We start from the raw sequence: 22,656 nt of genomic DNA, 5'->3' as shown, positions 1-22,656 counted from the left end.
AATGCAAAGACCAAATTATAGTAAAAAAGATCAAACGTTTTCAACTAAGTCTTTTTTTTGCTTTAAGGAAGAAACTAATAATATGCAAAAATATATAAACCTTTGAGTATAGATTTATCATCTTTTTATAAATAGTTGGAATATAAAATTTGTTTTTTGAATTTCATTTTATTACAATTTCGTAAATTTTTTATTTAAATAAATATTTGACGAAAATATACTTAAAAATAGTAGCTAAAAACAAAATACTGAATACCCTTTTCTAAAGAGGTGCAATATTTTAAAAATGCTAATAAATCTAATATAGAAACCTGTTAACTTATATACCACTAATGAATATGTAAGTTTTTTATTTACCAATTACAAAAAAGAAGATTTTAAAGACTTATTTGACATAAGCTTGAGACTTTATTTAAGTATGTAAGTTCAGCATATTGCTATTCAATAGAACCTATTAAGTTACTGTAATAAATGATTTACAGCTTCTGGAAAAGCTATGTTGATAGCAATATTTAAGGAACTGAAAAAAGAAGTTAGTTCATCTTATACAAAATTTACAAACATCAAACAAATATTATCTAAATGTATGGTTATATGTTGAAGAGAATTTTTGGAAAAAAATATCCTAACCTCTTACCTCATGTCGCAATTGTTGAAGATGCCTATCATATACGAATGGGAGTGATGGTTACTTACTTTTTATTTGGGATGTAATTTAAGATTATGTGAAAATGTCCACAAAACTTGGAGTACGAAATCAAATCACAGAACCTTGGTTTGTTCAATTAATATTTCTTTTTATTCGGTCTGATAGGCCAGAAAGTGAATTATTTACGAATTTTTATACTTTAATATCCCAAGTGGCTATACTCTTCGTACTGTGCTCAGTCTAAAAGAAAACTACAAACTAATTACAATTATGAAATTTGTTATTGTCCTCTTTTTTTTCAGTATAACACTTGCTTTTAGCCAAGAAAAACAAGTAACGATTGAACTATCATCACTAAAATCAAGGCTAAGAAATGCAAAAATGGAGTCTGCATCTAAAAGTGTAAGGTTGGATCACAATGCCCAATTAAGTGACTCGCTATCAATTGTCAAAATTCCAATGGTTGACGGTACCACGAAATCCTTTTATGTCGAAGAATCTTCTATTTGGGAAGATGCAAATGCTATGAAAGAGGCCGATATTCGTACTTATTCGGGGGTTAGTGTTGAGAATGATGGGTATTCTATCAGATTTACAGTTTCTCCATTAGGCTTTTCAGGAATGATTAAAAGCCCTTCAAATTATTATGTAGTTGAGGTTATTAATGTTGCAAACAACACCTATAAATTATATCCATTGAGTACTTATAGTGAATTAAAATGTGGGGTTGATTCAACATTTATGAATCAAACGATTAAAAATCTAAAGAAAAATAGACCATCAAGCTCTGCACCTTTTCCAAACGGTACACAATTAAGAACTTATCGTATGGCGGCAGCAGCCACTGGGGAGTTTGTAGCTAATATTGGAGGGGGTAGCCGAACAACTGCTTTAGCAAAAATGACCGAGATAATGAACTTAATAAATTCAATTTTTATTAATGAAGTGTCAATGAGGTTTTCATTAATTGCCGAAACAACAGACAAAACAATTCTTTTTACAGACTCAGCCAATGACCCATTTTCTCCTACTGGGGGAGCTTCTGCTCAAGCTTCACAAGATGGTTTTGACAGAATGGCAGCTACAACAGGCACTTTTGCCTATTATTTGCCTTATAACAAATATGATATTGGACATACTTTCCATTACGATGCGGGTAGTAATAGTGGAAGTGGCCAGGCTGGCCCAACTCCCTGTACGGATACCGAAAAGGCGGCTGGGTGGTCTATGTTTGGTATTGGTGCAAATGCAGGATTAGTAGCCAATACAATTGCTCATGAAATTGGCCATCAGTTTGGTGCGGGGCATACCTATAATGCAAGAGGAGGAACCAGTAGTCGTCCGACTGTATGCTCTGACCAATGGGCAGCTACAAGTTCTATTGAACCTGGTAGTGGTACCACTTTATTGTCTTATGGGGGACTTTGTACTTCTCCAAATTATAATTTAACTGGTCCTGGTAAAGATGGAAGTAGTTATTTTCATTCTCATAGTATTGAAGAAATTTTGCAAAGTGATGGTTTTCTCGCTGTTAATGGAAATGGGTGTGGGTACTTAGATGCAACAGGTAATGCTCTGCCTGTAGCTAACGCTGGAGTTGATTTTACACTTCCAGTAAATACCCCTTTTACTTTAATTGGAAGTGCTACTGATGCCAATCCAAGCGATATTCTGACTTATAACTGGGAACAATATGATGTTGCAACCCTTGACGATAAAGGAGCATTAGGCTCGACCATTGAGGGGAGGGGAGGATACACAGCGGTAGTTAGTACAACTGCCCCATTATTCCGTAGTTATGCTCCTTCTACAACTGGATATACCCGAACTTTTCCAGATATTGCCTATGTATTAAATAATAGCAATGCAGGAGCCGCAAACGCTGGTGAAGATTTGCCACAGGTAGGAAGAACTATGAAATTCAGACTCACGGTAAGAGACAATAAAGCCAATGGAGGAGGAATTGATTCTGATGAAAGGATTTTAACAGTAGATACTAATAAAGGGCCTTTTTCTGTTACATATCCTGATGGTGGAGAGACAATTAATGCTGGCGATAATTTGACAATTACATGGCAAGTAAATAACACTGCAATCATTAGCCCTTTTGTAAAGATATTGCTCTCAAATGATGGAGGAATAACTTTCCCATTTATTTTAGCAGCGAGTACTACTAATGATGGAGAAAAAACAGTTACACTACCTGCTAATATTGCATCATCAACAATATGTCGGATAAAAATTGTGAGTACCGTAAATCCAACAATTGAGTTCTTTGATGTTTCTAATACAGATTTCACAATTTCGTCTAATTGTATTGCTAAAAATAATGTCATTTGCCCTACAAATACTGTTACAGGACAGGTAGGTAATGCTATTTTTAATTTGGCACTGAACAATAAAAATATCAAGAAAATAATTAATAATATAGGAACATATTCAACAGTTGGTCAAACACAAAGGCAATTATATTGTTATTCTGATAATACTTTTACTACGTGCCAAAGTGCCTCAGGTTTTAATCTAAATTCTATTGTAATACCTTTTAGAGTATCTCAAACAGGAGACTATGAAATAACAGCACTTAGTAGCTCAGGGAATCCAAAGAATTTTTCTATTTATAATTCTGCCAATATTGGCTGTAGCTCGTTTGTGGGGAGTACCTCTCGTATCTCAAGTTCAGGGATTTCGTCTTATGATAGTAAAACGCTCTCATTAAGCGAGTGTACAGACTATTATGCGGTTGTTTATTTTGGGAGTTCTGCTACCCCAACAATAGAACTTTCAGTAATAGGTATTGGAGACCTTCTTGAACCATCAGTAGGCTCTGCAGGAGTTAACTATACGTATGTTGCTGTAAATCAGAATACAAACGTCATTAGTTCAATTTCAAGTACTTCAAACTTTACATCATTGGGAGCAGGGATATACAATATTTATGGTTTGCAATATGATAATACTTTAAATCCAAACAATTTTATTAACCAAACGATAAATCAAGTATATAATTCAGACTATTGTTTGCTTTTTAGTGCAAATAGCAAAACGCTTAATATCATTGGAAATCCATGTGTATCTACCTTAGCATTAGTAAGTCCTTCTGATGATATTGGTTCTGGGAATGTCATAAAGCAAGCATCTTCAACTTTTCAGACGACCGCATCAAATGCCAATATTACTGCGTCGAATCGTATCACTGGCAATGGAACACAAGCAACCTATCAAGCCAAATCTATATTATTACAGAAAGGCTTTTTGGCTGATACTGGAACTATTTTCAAAGCAGAGATTGGTGGGTGTAGTAATTAACCACTTGACATTTATTTTGCGGGTTTTGATTGTTCGATTTTTATGCACAATCAAAAATAGCCGTAAACAAACAATAATCATATTAGCTTAATTTAACACAAATTCCTAAATTCGAGAAGCTCTCGTGAGCTTCTCCGCAAAAAAGTAAAAATGTGGGCAGGAGAGTTTAGCGTTGATTTATCTTTGGAAGATTTAACCGAAGGTAGTTACTTAGTACATATCGAAAAAGATAGTTTACGTATTGGTTCGGCTCAGAAGCTGATGGTCGTGAAGTAAGTTATTTATGTGACTAATAAAAAGTGGAAAAGAAGAGGTGTCTATGGATAAAAACTCCGTAGATGCCTTTTTATGGATTTAATTTAGGAGTGGTTGTAAGACAGAGAGCTGAAATTTTCTTAATTATCCAAAATCATCTATATAGTTTTATAAGTTCTCATAGTTGATGAGGTGTAAAGCGTTTTTGTTTTAGAAAATTACAGATTGAATCATGATAAAGATTATCTAAATGATTTGTCAAATGTGTATATGTATAATTGAGAAGAGTACTCAATCAGTATTTAACGATTGTTTTTTCGTTAAGTTAATGTACTTATTTTTAACCTATTTCACAAAAGCGAAAGTTCTAAAAATATAACTCAAGGCTAAAAGCCTTGAGTTATATAAGGTTAACCCAAAGAGTTGGAACCCCAACCAATTAAAAAACTCCATTCGTATCTTATACAAATCTGAAATGTTGGTAGTCATTATGATCATTGAATGTTGGTAGTTATTATGATCATTGATTGTATAAGAAATTATTTACACCAATAAACAAATATATTAACAATTGAATAGTGTGAATATGTAATTGGATTTAAACAACGGTTAATGGTGATGAAGTGTAATAGTGTTAAGTTAAGTAGAGATAGGGAGTTGAACCTCTACAATTGTTCCATTTCCTAATTGGCTATTGATTGTTATCGTGCCTTTATGATTTGTAACCATCTCTTGGCAGAGCATTAAGCCTAATCCAGTGCTACTTTCTCCATTTGTACCAGTATTAAGTTTTGGTTTAGAAAAAATGTATTCTAAATCTTCCTGTTTTATTCCAATTCCACTATCTTCAATACTAATGACAATTAATTCTCCTTGTTGATGGGCATTTATGAAAATACTACCATTAGTATTGGTAAATTTTATTGCGTTATTAATCAAATTCCTGAAAATAATTTTAAGCTGTTGCTCATCTCCTAAAATGTCTAAATCAAGAGTGAAGTTATTTGTTACTTTTATTCCTTTACTACCAATGGCTTCTTTATATAAAAATATGACCTCCTCAATTATAGACTTGAGCTTTAATTTGATGAGTGTAGGTTTTGTATCTTTAATTTGAGAAAAAGACCAAATTAGTAAGTTATCTAATAATAGGTTTGCACTATTCACATTTTCATGAAGTCTCTTCGATAAAGTCCTAAAACCTTCTTCGTTTATTTTGTTATTGTCATAAAGCTGTAAGAGACCTTTAAGAGAAATAATAGGAGCTCTAAGATCATGTGCTATAATACTAAATAGGCGGGTTTTAGTGTTGTTTGCCTTTTGAAGTTCAACAGCCTGTTGCTCTACTGTTTGCTTTTGTTTTTGAAGCTCAGTATTAATTTCTACTAAAGAAAAATAATCATTTTTGTAATAATACCCCAAAAAAAGAGAAACTCCATAAATAGCAACAACTATTGTCAAATCATCAAATATTTCCCCCATTAACATTGGTATATTTTGGTAGCGGATTATTTTGAAAGTGATAAGCAATATCATGTTTAAGCTAATACCTAAATTTCTTACTACATAGTTAGAAAAAAGAAAGCATAAAGAAACACATGGAATTAATACATTCTCTAAGTTACCATGTATGGAATTTCCCTTTAGATTATTAAAAACCATTACTGATAATATGCCAATTGATGGAAAATAGGTGAAATAGGTAGCAAATTCAATAAATCCTTTTTTTAAAATAAAGTAAGTAGGTAAACAGCATACCAAAATATATAGAAGATTTAACAATGGTACTCCATTTTTATTAATTAAACCAAGTATAAGGAAAGATAAATTGATAGAAATGGCCATACCTAAAACAAGCTTAATAACCAATGCTTGGCGATTTAGAAAAGATACTGGAGATAAATTATTTTGAGTTGTCATAAAAGTAAATTTTTTAACCTCTTCTATCTAATGAATATACAATCAAAAAGTGAGATACGTGTTGATTAACTGTAATTTGTCACCAAAAAATGTTGTTTACAAGCGTTTTGGTATGAGTATGCACAACGTTTGCATTCTCTATTATATATTTGAATAATAACATGATTTAATTATGGAAAACCTTAAAACGATTCTTGATACAAAAGTTGAGATACCAGTGCTTATAAGAAAAAAGCAAAACTGGTATATAGTACCAACGTCATCCAGCCCTAAAACGGTTTTTGTAGATGATGTAGGGGTACTATTATATATGCATAGACAGTTGGTATATATAAATAAGGACACAATAATTAATGTAGAGTACATAGATACCGTTTTGTCTAATATCGTTAAAGAGTATGTTGTAATTGAAGGGAAAATGTACATTATATCCCCAAAATACATGCTCATGTTAAGACATCTTTTAAAAGAGAGATACCCATCTATCTACGCTTGTATAAGTAATCATACAAAAGGAACTTATTTAAGAGGTGGCAATAGTAAAACAAGAATCGATATCGAAAATATTGAATGTTTGATACGAAAAAGTACACAAACAATCATCTTTTATAAAGATGGGACAACAAGTTATTTTTATGAAACCTTAAAGTATTTTAATGAAAATATATTAAAACGAGAAACTTTTATCAAAATTAGAAGAGACTGTATTGTTAATTTACAACACATAAACAGTTTTAAAATTGATAAAAGAAATAAAACTGGCGAAATCTATATAAAGTCTCAAATACTAAGTATTTCAAGACGAAACCTTACATTGTTTAAAAAAACATGGCAAAATTCTACTTTTGCTTAATTTTTAAGTTGTAAATATTTATTAAGCTCATTGCGGTAATGTCTTCCTAATGGAATAGAATTATTGCCTATTATTATCAGATTATTACTTAATTCGATTCTGTTTATATAGGATTGATTGACTATAAAAGCCTTATGAATTCGGAGAAATCTCGAATCTAATTCATCAACAAATGATTTGAGTGTTTTTTTTCGAGTATATTTTCTGCTCGATTCTGTATGAATAAAGCAATAGTTTCCTTTGGCCTCAATCCATATTATTTCACTAAAACCAATTTTTTTTATTTGTTGTTGCTTGCCCCTAACTGTGATAAAGTTTTCTTCTATAGATTTTACTACTGGGTATTTACTTATTAGTAAATCTAACGCAGCCAGTAAGGTAAATTTATGAAAAGGTTTTGCCAAATAGGTGCTTTTAGGAATTTTCGTTGACAAGTCAAAAATATCGCTGTCTAAGTGGCTGGTCATAAATAATATCGGAAAATCATATTTTATTTCGCCAAGAAAAAAATCAAAAACAGTAGAGTTTTGAATCCTTATGTCAGAAATCACCACATCAGGCTTATATCCGTCAATCAATGCTTTTGCTTTACTTATAGTATTTGCAGAACCTATTAATTCGTAATTAGATTCTTGAATAATTGTTTCTACACAGATTGACCAAATAGGGTCATCTTCAATTATTAGGATTTTTGTACGCATAGTAATAATATTTAATTATTCAAATTAATATTAGCAATAATCATAGATAAAAGCTAATTCATTTATTTTTTTTGGTGATAAATGGTGATTATTGGTGATAAACAGTAGATTACTGGTGGCAAGTAACGACTTTTCTTGGTGATAAAAGTCATTACTTGCTTGAAAGATTATTGCTTTGGAATTTCATGGTTTGATTAAATTATTTTAAAAGTGGCAAGTCTATCCTTCTCAAGACTAAATTAATTATTTTTAATACCAAAAATACTATTCTTTCATGAAATTATAAATACACTTCTGTGTATTGGGTTGTATCATATTTATATTCTGTTTACTCTTATTTGTCACAGAGATTGGTGATGTATAACGTGTTTTGGTGATATAATGCGTCGTTAATTAGTGGATAGCTTAGTAAGATATAGTTCTACATATCTTTTTGTAACCAATTTACAACCGTATATCCCCCATGCTGTGACTTAAATTATCTTTTCATGTCCATAGTAGATTTAATTAAATATTGTTATCATGAATTCACTGTTAATATCATTGTGTCAGAAGCAAAAATTAGACTTGAACAACATTATATGTTTGCAAGGTCAAGCCAATTATACAAAGTTTTTTTTTGTAGACGGAACTCCAATCATAGTAGCCAAAACCTTGAAATTATTTGAAAAGTCATTGGATGGAATAGATATCAATCACTTTTACCGTCCGAATAAAACGTATATTATAAATTTAGCACAAGTCAAAAAGATTGAATGTATAGATAGTGTTATGCAAGTAGAGTTAACAAATGATATTAAATTCTCTATATCAAGACGGAAAAAGAAAGATTTTATATCGCTTACGCAGAGTTATTTTAAAAATAATTAAAGCATAATCCATTTAACCCAATAAGTAATATGAAAAAAAATCTCCAAACGTTTTCTTTATTTTTTATATTAAGCTATGGTGGATTTGCTCAAATATTAGGTACGCCACCAAAAGCACAGCATACTGAGATGCAAAATTTTGAAAATACTTTTTCTTCTAATTATGCTCAGCTTCGTTCAGTTACTACCACTTGTAATAGAACAACCATTGTCAATAATTACAATGCAAATTATTTAGGTTCTGCTTGTAATTCTACAACTTTAGGTTGGACTGGTAGTGTAGGCACATGTAATGCTGGAATTATTTCTACGGCTGCTCAAAATCTTACATTTCAAAGGATTAATTATTTTAGAAATTTGGTGGGTTTGACAGATGTATCCTACAGTAACACTTATGATTTACAGACCCAAGAGGCTGCCTTAATGATGAAAGCAAATAATGCCTTAAATCATTTTCCTCCTAATACGTGGACATGCTATACTATAAATGGGTATAATGGGGCGGGTAATTCAAACTTATCATTAGGTAACTTTGCATCAAATGCCATGAAATCCTTTATGGATGATACTGGCCCCGGAAATTATATGGCAGGGCATAGAAGATGGATAATCTACTCACGGGCATTAACATTTGGGCATGGTAGTACTGATAATAGCGATGCCTTATGGGTACAAGGAGCAACTGGCACTCCAAGTACACTTCCTGCTTTTATTGCATGGCCAATTGCTGGTTATATGCCTCGAACTTTAATTCCACAAAGATGGTCGTTCGGGATACCCAATGCTGATTTTTCCGCAGCAAATATTGTGGTATTAGATGAAAATAATAATTCAGTAAGTCTGACAAAGAATACTGTAGAAACAGGATATGGTGATAATACTTTGGTCTGGGATTTGGCAGTTGCTCCTACATTTTCAGGCACTGCCGATGTCCTTTATAAGGTAACAATTTCTGGAGTAAAGATTGGTGGTGTAACTCAAAGTCCATACACCTATAATGTAGTTGCCACCGATGCCACCACCGATGCCACATTAAGTATTATAAGCACAAATCCAAATTGCGGACAAGGTATGAATAATGCAACTGCTACGGCAAATTTTGATAAAGGAGCAAAAAGTTATTTATGGAATACTGGTGCAACTACGCAAACAATCAATGGGTTAGCTCCAGGAACATATAGTGTAACCGTAACCGATAAAAACGACTGTACTTATACTAAGTCAATCACAATTAGTGGAACAACTTCAATGCTTCCAATCGTATCAAACAATGCTTCTACACCAAATTGTGCTGGTTCACTCGTGATACTATCAGCAAGTAATTGCAGCGGTACATATACTTGGACAAATGGTTTAGGTACTGGAGCCACCAAAACTGTATCACCAACTTCAACGACTACTTACGGTGTTAGTTGTACAGAAGGTAGTTGTGCTGCAAGTGCCAATGCAAATACAACAGTAAGCGTAAGTCCATCTCCAACAGTTGCTTGTATCCCAAGTGTTACTAATGGGCTTAGTCAATATTTTGGTATTACCAATTTTACATTTACAGGTATCACTACTATCAATTCATCATCAAGTACTTCATTAACGGATGGAGTAAATTACACAGATAAGTCTTGTACTACAAAAACCACGGTTAATGCTGGAAGTAGTTATACGTTAAGCGTAACTGGGAATTTTACAAATGTTCATGCTGTGAAAATTTATTTAGATTATAACAATAATGGAAGTTTTACGGATGCAGGAGAGATGGTACTGTCAGGTAATACAAGTGGAGCTTCCGGAGGGAATGTATTAACTGGAACTATCAGTATCCCAACAACAGCAGTACAAAGTACACTTTTAAGAATGAGGGTTCTTGCAGACCCATCATCATCTTCAAACTCATGTACTATTGTAGGGGCGAATGGCTTTGGTTCTGGGCAAATTGAAGATTATGGAATCACAATTAATCCTTTGTGTAATAGTGATCCGATTGTTTTGGTTCCTCCAACGGATGATATATCATCGGGTACAATCAAAAAAGAAACAGATGGTACAATCACTGCATCAAATAAAATATTGAACCTGTTTAACATTTTAGTTTAGCAGATATTTTTCGGACGAAACATACTATCATTCCTATAATATTGAGGTTCAACCAATTACTTGCTGTTGTTTCATATCTGATAAGTAAAGCCTTAAAAGCATCCAACCAAGCAAAGGCTCTCTCAATAACATAACGATTTTCATATAAAAGTTCGTCAAAATACTCTTTTCTGTCATTAATAGACCCATTTCTTGTGTTGAAGGCTATATTAGCTTCAATCTGAAATTGTGTACAGATACGCCTGCATTCTTGACTATCAAAACCAGCATCTGCATTTAAGAATAATCCATCCGTTCTAATATTGGCTTTATTTAGCCAACTTATCATTTGGCTAAATTGTTGTTTTATATCTGCTAAATCATGATGCTGGCCACTTAATGGTTCTGAAATTGCTATTAAAATGCCCTGACTATCAGATAAATACAGAAAATTAGTACTTTCATCAGCTTTTCTGAGCTGAAAACCTACTTTATTACCACCTCTATTAGCTCTGGTTTGTGAACCATCTAATTGGATATTGGATAAGTCTAAATAAGTTTTATATTTATCCAATAAGCATGACCACATTCTTTCCCAAGAACCGTCTTTACTCCATTTATTAAAGTGATAAAAGACAGATTCATAACTATAGTGTTCTTTAAAATATTTTTCTAATGGTAATTCTCGCCACTGACAACCTGTCTTTAAGCGATGAAAAATAGACAAAACAATACTTACTCGTTTATCTTCTGTTAAATTTCTACCTCTTTTACCCTGACTTAAATAGGGTAGAATATATTTTTTAACTCTATCTTTGCTTAAGATGCTCATTTGATTTAGATATTTTGATTCGCAAAACAAAATTACCTATTTCTTGAGCATCTATTTGAATCCCAAAATAATCTTAAACAAGTTCATTATATACAGGCTCTGCATACAATGTTAAATTTGACTCAAAGAAATCAATACTATTAATTCCACCAACAACGGGTGTCCAAAAGGCCTTTATTGTAGAGAGCGGTTCTGGGACTTCCTTTACTGCCTATATTGATGGTTGTGGTAATCAGTAAGTTAGCTTGATATACAAGGGTTAATATCACCGTTTGATGTTATATATCACCATTTTTTGTTATTTATAGCCTAATCCCGCTTCTCATACATAACATAATAAAGGTTTATTTATGTGCTTATTGAAATGACTTTACAAAAAGGGCAAGTATTTGCCCTTTTTGTTTTACTAATCATTCTTACTCATTACAAGTATTACTTTGTTTTTCTACTAAATTATAATCAATCGAATGTATAGATTTTTAAAAATTAAAGTTGTTAAAAAGTCTTTTTTGCAATACTGATATAGTTTATCACCATTGTTTGTATTGTATCACCGATGATGTTTAAGTAAGCTAAGTTTATAGCTAATTTTATGCAAGCAGAAGTTTTTTAATCTTTTCATAGATTTTATGCAAAGATTCACTCAATAGTGGATTTACATGGGGATAAATACAGCATACAAGTGCTTATTTATCCCCAATGTTTTTAATACCAACTAATCTTATGAGTTGGTGTATTTTGGTTAAGTCGAAACGATTTATTAATAAATCATTTAAATAAGTTTGCTTGTTTTTACAACCATAAAATGTTGATTGTCACCAGGTTTAGTGCTGTTTTACAGTTTTGGAATAAAAATGGCATTATAGATAATGTGAAAGTTTAGTATTATTAAGTATTTTATTTCACTCTTTCATAAGTCTTTTCATAGATTTTATGTAAAGATTCACTCAATATTCATCATACATGGGGATAAATACAGCATACAGATGCTTATTTATCCCCAATGTTTTCAATATCAACTGATATGATGGGTTGGTGTATTTTTAGCTAAGTCGAAGCGTTTTTTTTAAGCCTTCTCAATAAATTTATTAGTATTTCATAACCATAAGGTGTTGATTATCACCAGATAGTATGGTCTTTAATAGTTATGGAATAAAAATGGCATTATAAATAATGTGAAAGTTTAGTATCGCAAGTATTTTATTTCACTGTTTACTTAAAGTCTTTTCATAAAATACTTATGAAAGATTCACTCAATAGTCATCATACATGGGGATAAATACGGCATAGAGGGGCTTATTTATCCCTAATGTTTTTAGTATCAACTAACGCTATAAGTTGGCATGTTTTTGGCTAAGTCGAAACGTCCTTTTTTTATAAATCATTTCAATAAACTGATTGGTATTTTGTAACCATGAGGCGTTGATTGTCACCAAATGCAGCTGTATTTTACAGTTTTGGAGTCAAAATAGTACTATAAATTATATAAAAAATTTAGTATTTGATAAATGTCTTGGATTTACTGTTTAGTATTATAAATCATTTAATGTAAACTAAATTTATCATAGGAGTTGATTTCTCGGCATAATATAAATACCAATTCTTTTTAGTTATAGAGGTCTTTTAAATAGGTTAATTGGTTTTTTTGTAACCACAATGAGTTGTTTGTCACCATATAATGTGTCTTTTTGACTATTGCGAAATCATATATAGTATTCGCAATTTTTTTCAAATTTCACATTGGGATAATCTCTTATTTAAACCATGTTTATACTAATTGGTTTATTTCGGTCTTAGACTTTTGTATGAATAGAATTGTAAATAGCCACTATTTCATAGCCTAATGAAAACAGTTTATTAGAAAACCAAAAAGTAATTATAAAATTATAGAGTGAAATGAGAAAACTTTTTACAAGTATTCCTATTGTTGCTATACTATTGTATAATGTAAACAATAAAAAAATATTAGGCAGTGCCGTTCTTCAAGAGCATATAGCTTACAAAAACCTAATGTCTCTATACCTTCTTTTATATAAAATAAAGGAAGCCTTCCATTGTATAAAAATCCCTAATCATATCTTTCAAAGAGTTATCAATTACCACCCGAGTATGATTGAAATAAGCGATACTTCATAGCTAATTTGTTGTTGTCAGCTAATAACATGATTTTAAAAATAAACTCAAAAAGTAATAATTAATCACAAGAAAAACAAATATATCCAATAGTACTATCTTCCGTATTTTCTTGTCTTTAATCTCCTTAGGGATTTAAAATGAATTGAACCGTGTCGTATTTTAAAATATGATACCTTGGCTTGCTATTTTTTTTAACTCCCAAATTGTAATAATTAAAAACTAAAATTGTAAAAACAATGAATCATCAATTTACAAACAGTAACATGCGAAAGATTCCAGTTATCTGGTTATTCGTATTGATAAGCTGCTTTATATCCACGAAGCTACATGCCCAAGGTAAACCGGGCGGTGTTGCAGATAAACTTCAAGGTTGGTGGAAAGCAGATTTTGGAGCGACACCGACAAAGTGGTTAGATGCCAGTGGTAACAACCGGCATGCTATACCTGTACCTTTTACTGATCATGCGGCAAGTGTTCCATTAAAATCAGTAGCTAATTTTAATCCAGCATATATGATAAGTGGTAAAACTTACTTTTATTATGATAAAAACTTAAGAATTTTTAATTTACCTGGAGGGTATGATTTAATGACAGTATTTGGGGTTGGGCTATCGCCCCAAAATACAATGACTACTTTTTGGGGAGAAGCAGGTGGGAACGCTTCTCCATCAGCTTTGGTTGCTCATTCAAATAATAAGGCTGGATGGAATGCACCATGGGACTATGATGATTACTATGATCGTACAATTTTTGATAGAAATGTTATCTATACTGGATGGCGGAATTTGGGTACCACATCAATCTCTCAGAATGGCTTACTAAAAAAACAAGGAACTGGACGTACTTACGCTGGCAATGGTACACAATGGTATTCTAGTCCAGTTTCTCAAAATGGTGACCCAGATCAAGGCACATATGGTGGAGCGGTAATGGCTGCTTGGGGTAGCAAATCATCAACAGGAGGAAATATTTCAGAAGTAATTGTTTATAAAAGAGCTTTATCACAAGAAGAGCAGACTCAAGTTCTGAGCTATTTAGGTATTAAATATGGTATTACACTGGAGAGTGCTGTTGGTGATTACAAAGCATCTGATGGCTCAACAATAATATTCGACCGTACTACAAATACTATATATACAAATAATATTGCAGGAATAGGGCGTGATGATAATTCTGGATTGATGCAATATCAGTCAGCATCTAATATCACAGGACAAGTTCAACTTATAATGGGAAATGATGAGAACACAATAGAACAAGACAATGCCTCAGTTACGACTGTTGGAGCTTTTGGCACTGACATGAGCTATTTAGTGTGGGGAGATGACGGTAATGGCATGACAACAATAACAACAGATATACCTACTTTATATAGTGGCTCAAAACGTTTGGCACGTGAGTGGCAAGCTCAAAGTTTGAATCACGCTTCAGATGCAGTAACTGTTCAGATTGATTTAAAAGATATTGCTGGTATTAGTACTACAGATATTAGTCGAATTAAATTGATGGTTGATACAGAGGGAGATGGGAATTTTACAAACACTAATGGTGGTGGAGAGGTTTTGTATTACGATTGTACATCTATCAATGGAACAGTTGTAACATTTAATAATGTAGTATTTCCAGATGGTAAGTCAACTTTTACAATCCTAACGAGTGCCTTAAAGGGTGGTTTAACATTAGGAAATTGTAGCACTTCGACACTTGTTTCTTCACCAGTATCCACTGCATCAGTTAAAAAATTCTATGCAAATAACACTGTACAAACAGGTTATTTAAAAGTACCTATCACAACAAACCTTGCAGGTCCAATTTCAGTAACAATTTCAGGGGACCCTTCAATTAAGATTAGTGGTACAAGCCCATTTCGTACCACTATTGCTACTGGAACAAATCCAACTGCTTTCATTTATATTCCAATTAAGTATGATGGGACAGGTACTGGCTCAGTAAGGTCTATAATCATAAACACACCAAATAGTGGTAGTACAATCACGAATCTCACAACGGCAACATGTGATGCACCTGTTACTGTAAGTTTACCCCCCTCTTCCTTTACGCTAAATTGTACGGGGGCACAAATTACCCCAACAACTTTCACACAGAATACCAGTACAACAGGTACAATTCGAGTTTTTTTGACAAGTGCTACCGCAGGAACCGATACCTTAAAAGTAAGCTCTTCACCAGTTGGTTTTGGTATTGACCCAGCTGATCCAAACTATGTATCATCAGTACCTGGGCAATCTGTTATAATAACAGCAGCACAGCCATCTATTGATATTCCAATAAAGTTTACGGGTGCAGCGTCTGGTAGCTATACCATTACAATTAACGATGTTCGTGGTCAATCTTGTACAATAACTCAGAATGTAAATGTCCAAGCGGGTGCTTTTACATTCGGAGATTGCTCAGCAGGAACAGTAACATCAGTAACTGCCAATGGAACTGCTAACCAGATAGCAACCTTAAAATTACCAATTACAGTACAAACGGCAGGACCAATAACAGTAACTGTTAATGGGTCTGGGTTCAAGGTATCGCCAAACAATACAACTACTTATACTGGTTCAGTAAGCACAACCCCAGTACAAACTACCCTTGAAATACCATTGGTTTATGATGGTTCAAACGCAGTTAATAACACTGGTGGTGGCGGTGGTACAACCCCTATCCAAATTACATCTGCAAATGGTACAGGTACTTGTACAGTAACTGCCAACGTAAATGCAGTAGCAGCAAAAGTTACGTCAGTAGACTGTACTAATGCGAGTTCATCTGGTAATTTAGTAGCCAGTAATCAATCTGGGCAGAAGTTTGATGTTACATTACCTATTACTGTAAGTACAGCTGGGGTTGTACATGTTACAGTTGCAGGAGCAGGATTTTCTTTAACTGATTCTCCTTATGTTGCATCAGTACCAGCAGGGACTTCTAATTTAGTAATTCCTGTACGTTATGATGGTAGTGGTACTTCAGGTACTCGCCAAATAGTAGTAACACTGCAAGAAGGACCTACAGGTAACAATTCTTGTAATGTGAATGTTATGGTTAATGCAACTACTGGACAAATTAGTTTTAACTGTCCAACTTCAGTAAATGCAACCCCAACTGCTTCAAATGCCAATGGTAATTTCTATACAGACAATACCGTACAAACAGGTGAAGTTATATTGCCAATTAGTGTAACTAAGGCAGGTACTATAACTTTTATTGTTTCAGGAACAGGCGTAACGACAAGCCCATCACCATATTCAGCAATTGTAAATGTTGGGGATACATCAGTTAAAATTCCGATCTCGTATAATGGTACTGGTGGAGCCAATTTAGTAAATTCATTCAATATTAGTTCTCAGGATGCATCACAGGGAGGATGTTTGGCTACATTCACTCCGATTGTTCGCCCAGGGTCATTTGCTTGGGGTAATTGTAGCAATGCTACAGCTACAGCTACAGAAGCTCCATTTTATTTTGAAGCAAGTGGAGCCCAAGGCCAGAAGGGATCAATTCTGATACCAATTACAAACGCTAAGGCAGGCCCTATTAAAGTAACCTTTAGTAGCCCAGGATTTACAACGAATCCTTCACCTTATGAATTTATTTTAGTAGATGGTCAGACAAATTTGAACATACCTTTTCTTTATGATGGCTCGGGGTCTCCTGGGGTGAGAGCAATTTCAGTAAGTTCGATTAATTCTACAAATAATTCGACCGCTCCATGTACACCAAATGTGACAGTAACAAGTACAAATGGTCGTATAGCATTTGGTAATTGTAGTTCGGCAACAAGTACGGGTTATTTAGTTGCTAATAATGTACCTGGTCAAGGAGGTACAGTAACTATTCCAGTGACTGCAAGTAAGTCAGGACCAGTTACATTAAATTTGTCAGGTGATGGCTTTGTGGGAAATTCGAACCCATATACAACAAATGTAACAGCAGGACAAACAACGAGTATTACTATACCATTTCTTTATGATGGCACAGGACAAGCGTCATTCCGAACGCTTACAGTTTCTTCAAGTAATAACACAAATGGTACAATTTGTAGTCCAGTAGTTCGAGTGTGGTCAACTTATGCAACTTATACTATGCAATGCGGTGCAAGCACTATTACGGCAACGCCGACATTTAGTCTTGGTACAGTAGGACAAACAGGTACAGTAACCTTACCTATAAGTGTTACTACGACAGGTTCAGCGTCATTCTATGTAACAGGCACAGGTTTCTCTGCAAATCCTAATCAATTTATTACTGAATTAAAAGCAGGTCAAACATCAGTGGATATTCCAATTACTTTTGATGGTTCAGGTGCAGCAGGGTCTCGAACATTAGTTATTTCACAATCACCAGGTGGGTCATCATGCTCTAATGTGACAGCCAATGTAGTAGGAACACCAACACCGACAGTTACGACACAGCCGAATCCGGTAGTTGTAGGACAGCCGGCAACATTTACATCTACAGGTTGTGCAGGAACTATCCAATGGTATAAAAATAATGTTGCAATAGCAGGTGCTACGAGCAGTACATATACAACAACACCAGCAGCAGGAGATAGTTATACAGCGGTATGTACAGTAAATGGTGTGCCAAGTTCACCATCTACTCCTATAACAGTGCCACCAACAGCACCGACAGTTACGACACAGCCAAATCCAGTAGTAGCAGGACAGCCGGCAACATTTACATCTACAGGTTGTGCAGGAACTATCCAATGGTATAAAAATAATGTTGCAATAGCAGGTGCTACGAGCAGTACTTATACAACATCACCAGCTGCAGGAGATAGCTACACAGCGATATGTACAGTAAATGGAGTGCCAAGTTCACCATCAACTCCTGTAACAGTGCCACCAGTAGCACCGACAATTACGGTACAGCCCAATCCATTAGTAGCAGGGCAGCCGGCAACGTTTACATCTACAGGTTGTGCAGGAACTATCCAATGGTATAAAAATGGTAATCCAATCTCAGGAGCAACAAGTTCTACTTATAGTACATCAGCAGCAGTGGCTGCAGGCGATAGTTATACGGCAGTTTGTACAGTAAATGGAGTGTCAAGTGGACAATCAACTGCTGTGACAGTGCCAGCATCAGTAGCAGCACCTACAGTTACAGTACAGCCCAATCCATTAGTAGCAGGGCAGCCAGCTACTTTTACATCTACAGGTTGTGCAGGAACTATCCAATGGTATAAAAATGGTAATCCAATCGCAGGAGCAACAAGTTCTACTTATAGTACATCAGCAGTGGCTGCAGGCGATAGTTATACGGCGGTATGTACAGTAAATGGTGTGCAAAGTTCACAATCAACTGCTGTGACAGTGCCGGCAGGAAATGTAGATTTGACTGTATTTTTCTCAAATGTTACTCAAGGTACTTTGTTTACGGTAGGAAGTTCGACTGCAACTAAAACCTATACCTTAACTGTTAGAAATAAAGGTACGGTTGCCTCAACTCCAGCGACGTTAAGTATTCCGGATTTCACATCAGGATTCACAACAACAGGTTTTGGCTCTTTTGCTATTCCTGCATTAGCACCTGGGGGATCTACAACATTTAGTATTACTTTAACAGTAACAAATGCAGGTTCGTCTTCTACAATTACTGCTTCAATACCTAATGGTAGCGGTGGAGATACTGTATCAAGTAATAACATCACAGTATTAACTATTGCGAGTACTAATCCATAGTTATTTTTCAAACGAGGCAACAGGATAGAAATATTATATTTGATCATGTTGCCTCGTTTTTTTAACATATAAACTATATTCAAATGAAACCTTTAAATTTTTGTCTTTCAATAGTATTATTACTATTATGTAATATTTTTATTGCAAAAGCACAAGACGCTACAGTCGGTGCCAGTTTTGCACAAGGTTCAATAACCGTAGGAGGTACAACCAATTTAAATATTAAAACGGGTAATGCTTCTGGTAACGGTTCTTTTGCTCCAGGAGATATTGTGTTACAAATTTGTGTACCAACACAATTTTATACATTCGCTAGTACAACAGTACCCCCTGCTGGTACAGATGGAGGTTCATATAATTGGACTTATGCCAATGGCTGTTGGCAGGGAACAAACAATACTACCATTAACCCTCTACAAATTCAGAATATTACTGTACCCGTTATTGGTGTGGCTATAACTACCGCTGGAGCTCAAACTACGCAATTAAATGTTTTACCTCAAGGAGCAACAGATGAGATCACTTCAAACAATTCGGCAGCACCATCATTGCAAGTTACTGCCGCAATACCAACAATGTCTTGTAATACAAATACCCTTAGTCCTAATACTTATACGATAAATGGTTCATCACAAACAGGTACATATAAAGTGGGTGTTGCTAACTTAGTGGGTGGTGCTAACTATTCATTTGAAATAAGTGGTTCCAATTTTTCAGGAAAGCTTCCTTCTTATGTTGCCACAGGTTCAGAAAATACTGTAGATGTACCTGTAACGTATAATGGTGGTGGTGCAGTTGGTAGTCAACAAGTTACTGTAACAGGAACAATTGTATCTTCTGGAAGTCCTTTGGGGACTCCTAATACATGTAATTTGAATGCTACTCTCACTGCTCCCGTAATCACCTGTAATGCAGGGTCGGTAGCTCCCACTGTTCGTTGAATTATTATAAGAGGTAATGACCTCTTATGCTTATGAAATGAATGTTTTTATTAAAGACAACTGTTCATTTTAATTTTAATAAATTAATCGATAATTCAATATGAATAGCAAATACATAAATAAAGAATTTGCCAGTATTTGCAGAATCATTTTAATGGTTCTGTTAATATTTGGTAAGAGCTATTCTTATGGACAAATTAGTGTTAGTAATCAGTGTCCAACGCAAACTGTAGATTTAACTACACACGTATCAAGCACACCACCTGCTGGTACTATTGTCACTTGGCATAATGAACCGACACCAACCTCTATAAATAAAATAGCAAACCCTGCCAGTGTTGGGGCTGGTACGTATTATGCCGCATTTTATGATGCGGTAAATGATTGTTATAGCCAAACAAGTGAGGGTGTTACTGTAACCACTACTCCATGTGCAGGTATAACGGTAACTAATACTTGCCCACTTACTTATGTAAATTTAACTACACATGTTAGTGCTGCACCCAATGGTTCTTCAGTAAGGTGGTTTACTTCAAATACGCTATCACCTGATAAACTGGTGCTTAATCCAACTGCTGTGACAGAATCGGGTACCTATTACGCCGCCTATTATGATGCGGTAAATAATTGTTATAGCCCAGTAAGTGTGCCAGTTACAGTTAATATTATACCTTGTGTAGAAATTACAGTAAAGAATACGTGTCCTTTAACGTCTGTAGATTTAACTACCCACGTAACTTCATCTGTGAATAGTAATGGAGTGCCAGTTAAGTGGTTTACTTCAAAGACACCGTCATCGACAACTATGGTTACCAATCCATCAGCAGTAACAACGACGGGGCCTTATTACGCCGCCTATTATGATGAGGTAAATAATTGTTATAGTTCTGTGAGTGCAGCAGTCAATGTAGAAATTTCTACATGTTGTCCGAATATTAGTAATTTAACAACAAATAATGTAAACCCTACAACCTGTAGTGGTTCGCAGGGAAGTATTAAAATCTGTGGTTTAATAGCAAATAGTACTGGAAATACTGTAAATTATTCAAAAAACAATGCAAGTGTTTCATTGGCCAATCAGACAGCTGATGCTAATGGCTGTATTACCATACCAAATCTTAGTGCAGGAACTTATACTAACATACAAGTAATATCCACATCGTGTACTGGTTCAAATATAATAGCAGGACCAATAACACTTAGTGACCCTAATGCACCAGCTGCACCAGAAACAATAAAGAGTTCGTTGAATACTGTAATTTGTGCATTATCGACAACTAATTTAGGGACGAATGGTGTGGCAGGGGCAACCTTTAACTGGTCAATTACAAGTGGCAATGGTTCAACGGCAGGGTTGGGGAATAGTACGACCAATAACACTACTATGACACCAAGTACTGCGGGAACTTATATTGTTAGTGTAACACAAACAGTGAATGGTTGCGTATCTCCAGCAACAACTGCTCAAATATCAGTGAATGCAGCTCCTCCAACGCTTACAACAACCAATGTAGTAGGAACAAATCCGACAACTTGTATAGGAAACACAGGTTCAATAACCATATCAGGATTAACCGCAAATACTGGCTATTCGATTAGTTATTCAAAGGATGGGGCACAGCAAACAGCAGTAGCAGGAACAAGTACAACAGCAGGTACTGCAACGATTTCAAATTTGGGAACAGGAAGTTATGCTAATTTTTCAGTAAGCTATCCAAGTACCTCATGTGCATCTGCAACACCATTTGCTGGACCAATAGTATTGTCTGCACCCAATGCACCAGCTGCACCAGGAACAATTGTAGTTTCATCAAATCCTGTTTGTGTAAACAACCAAATTAATTTAACTACGTCAGGAGCGTCAGGTTCAACATTTAACTGGTCAATTACGAGTGCTAATGGTTCTACAGCTGGTTTAGGCAATAGCACAACAACGGCTAACGTCATGAATCCAAGTGCTGCAGGAATTTATACGGTAAGCGTAGTTCAAGTTGTAAATGGATGTATTTCGCCTGCAACAACGGCTGAAGTACAGGTTAATAATTGTTCAAGCATATCAATAACTAATATTTGTCCTTCAGCTTCAGTTGATTTAACAACTCATGCAAGTCCATCGACAAATGCTAATGGTGCCCCAATAGGATGGTTTACATCAAGTACCCCATCATTGGCGACATTGGTACCTGATCCTAAGGCTGTTACAATAGCAGGAACATACTATCCCGCATATTATGATGCGACAAATAATTGTTTTAGTCCAGTAGGTACTGGTGTGGTAGTAACAATATCTCCTTGTGCAGTATTGAATCCTGATTTTGCAGTAGTACAGCCAAATGCACAGACAACGGGAAATGTAAGTACGAATGATAAGAATGTACCAGCAGGTACGACATATGGTACACCAGTACCAGTGTCGGGAAATCCA

At 34.6% G+C, this 22,656-nt stretch carries 11 protein-coding genes and 1 pseudogene; 8 read left to right on the top strand and 4 right to left on the bottom strand.

Translation table 11 applies throughout. The annotated features are described in order from the left end of the window. Positions 1 to 919 precede the first annotated feature (919 nt). The gene (locus tag ABR854_RS02285; protein ID WP_350263731.1) at positions 920 to 3,958 is read left to right on the top strand and encodes a reprolysin-like metallopeptidase; all 3,039 of its coding nucleotides are present in this window, start codon (positions 920 to 922) and stop codon (positions 3,956 to 3,958) included. A 150-nt stretch (positions 3,959 to 4,108) separates the two neighbouring features. After that, positions 4,109 to 4,234 carry a hypothetical protein gene (locus ABR854_RS02280; RefSeq protein ID WP_350263730.1) on the top strand — a complete coding sequence of 42 codons (126 nt, stop codon included), beginning with the start codon at positions 4,109 to 4,111 and terminating at the stop codon, positions 4,232 to 4,234. 160 nt (positions 4,235 to 4,394) lie between these two features. On the opposite strand, the pseudogene ABR854_RS26080 reads toward ABR854_RS02280, so the two are convergent. Both ABR854_RS26080 and ABR854_RS02275 read right to left on the bottom strand, forming a co-directional pair. Beyond that, a pseudogene (locus ABR854_RS26080) lies at positions 4,395 to 4,508 on the bottom strand (IS701 family transposase); the annotation flags it as partial. A 344-nt stretch (positions 4,509 to 4,852) separates the two neighbouring features. Then, positions 4,853 to 6,133 (bottom strand): sensor histidine kinase, encoded by a 1,281-nt coding sequence (locus ABR854_RS02275; protein ID WP_350263729.1) that lies wholly within the window; start codon positions 6,131 to 6,133, stop codon positions 4,853 to 4,855. 172 nt (positions 6,134 to 6,305) lie between these two features. Between ABR854_RS02275 and ABR854_RS02270 the strand changes: the two genes are divergently transcribed. Then, on the top strand, positions 6,306 to 6,986 hold the full coding sequence (locus ABR854_RS02270) for a LytTR family transcriptional regulator DNA-binding domain-containing protein (protein WP_350263728.1): 681 nt from the start codon (positions 6,306 to 6,308) through the stop codon (positions 6,984 to 6,986). Here ABR854_RS02270 and ABR854_RS02265 read toward each other — a convergent pair. Further along, entirely contained in the window at positions 6,983 to 7,687 is a 705-nt protein-coding gene (locus ABR854_RS02265; protein WP_350263727.1) for a LytR/AlgR family response regulator transcription factor, read from the bottom strand. The two genes, ABR854_RS02270 and ABR854_RS02265, sit on opposite strands and share 4 nt — an antisense overlap. Before the next feature lie 522 nt (positions 7,688 to 8,209). Here ABR854_RS02265 and ABR854_RS02260 point away from each other — a divergent pair. Together ABR854_RS02260 and ABR854_RS02255 are read left to right on the top strand one after the other, a co-directional pair. Then, positions 8,210 to 8,557 (top strand): LytR/AlgR family response regulator transcription factor, encoded by a 348-nt coding sequence (locus ABR854_RS02260; RefSeq protein ID WP_350263726.1) that lies wholly within the window; start codon positions 8,210 to 8,212, stop codon positions 8,555 to 8,557. A gap of 29 nt (positions 8,558 to 8,586) precedes the next feature. Then, the gene (locus ABR854_RS02255; RefSeq protein ID WP_350263725.1) at positions 8,587 to 10,647 is read left to right on the top strand and encodes a GEVED domain-containing protein; all 2,061 of its coding nucleotides are present in this window, start codon (positions 8,587 to 8,589) and stop codon (positions 10,645 to 10,647) included. Here ABR854_RS02255 and ABR854_RS02250 read toward each other — a convergent pair. After that, the gene (locus tag ABR854_RS02250) at positions 10,631 to 11,458 is read right to left on the bottom strand and encodes an IS5 family transposase (RefSeq protein WP_350263724.1); all 828 of its coding nucleotides are present in this window, start codon (positions 11,456 to 11,458) and stop codon (positions 10,631 to 10,633) included. The genes ABR854_RS02255 and ABR854_RS02250 overlap by 17 nt on opposite strands. A gap of 2,372 nt (positions 11,459 to 13,830) precedes the next feature. On the opposite strand from ABR854_RS02250, the gene ABR854_RS02245 reads away from it, so the two are divergent. The 3 genes from ABR854_RS02245 to ABR854_RS02235 form a co-directional block, all read left to right on the top strand. Beyond that, positions 13,831 to 19,290, top strand: a complete 5,460-nt coding sequence (locus ABR854_RS02245; protein WP_350263723.1) for a beta strand repeat-containing protein — start codon at positions 13,831 to 13,833, stop codon at positions 19,288 to 19,290. An 83-nt stretch (positions 19,291 to 19,373) separates the two neighbouring features. After that, positions 19,374 to 20,231 carry a hypothetical protein gene (locus ABR854_RS02240; protein WP_350263722.1) on the top strand — a complete coding sequence of 286 codons (858 nt, stop codon included), beginning with the start codon at positions 19,374 to 19,376 and terminating at the stop codon, positions 20,229 to 20,231. A gap of 100 nt (positions 20,232 to 20,331) precedes the next feature. Beyond that, the coding region (locus tag ABR854_RS02235) for an autotransporter outer membrane beta-barrel domain-containing protein (protein WP_350263721.1) at positions 20,332 to 22,656 on the top strand (2,325 nt) is incomplete at its 3' end.

This window comes from Emticicia sp. W12TSBA100-4, from assembly GCF_040253585.1.
Classification (GTDB): Bacteria; Bacteroidota; Bacteroidia; order Cytophagales; family Spirosomataceae; genus Emticicia.
Note: the sequence above shows the minus strand (reverse complement) of the source record. Positions and strands in the feature narration are given on the sequence as shown.

Coding starts and splice junctions, on each gene's coding strand:
- ABR854_RS02285 (WP_350263731.1), top strand. CDS start 920: ATGAAATTTGTTATTGTCCTCTTTTTTTTCAGTATAACACTTGCTTTT.
- ABR854_RS02280 (WP_350263730.1), top strand. CDS start 4,109: ATGTGGGCAGGAGAGTTTAGCGTTGATTTATCTTTGGAAGATTTAACC.
- ABR854_RS02275 (WP_350263729.1), bottom strand. CDS start 6,133: ATGACAACTCAAAATAATTTATCTCCAGTATCTTTTCTAAATCGCCAA.
- ABR854_RS02270 (WP_350263728.1), top strand. CDS start 6,306: ATGGAAAACCTTAAAACGATTCTTGATACAAAAGTTGAGATACCAGTG.
- ABR854_RS02265 (WP_350263727.1), bottom strand. CDS start 7,687: ATGCGTACAAAAATCCTAATAATTGAAGATGACCCTATTTGGTCAATC.
- ABR854_RS02260 (WP_350263726.1), top strand. CDS start 8,210: ATGAATTCACTGTTAATATCATTGTGTCAGAAGCAAAAATTAGACTTG.
- ABR854_RS02255 (WP_350263725.1), top strand. CDS start 8,587: ATGAAAAAAAATCTCCAAACGTTTTCTTTATTTTTTATATTAAGCTAT.
- ABR854_RS02250 (WP_350263724.1), bottom strand. CDS start 11,458: ATGAGCATCTTAAGCAAAGATAGAGTTAAAAAATATATTCTACCCTAT.
- ABR854_RS02245 (WP_350263723.1), top strand. CDS start 13,831: ATGAATCATCAATTTACAAACAGTAACATGCGAAAGATTCCAGTTATC.
- ABR854_RS02240 (WP_350263722.1), top strand. CDS start 19,374: ATGAAACCTTTAAATTTTTGTCTTTCAATAGTATTATTACTATTATGT.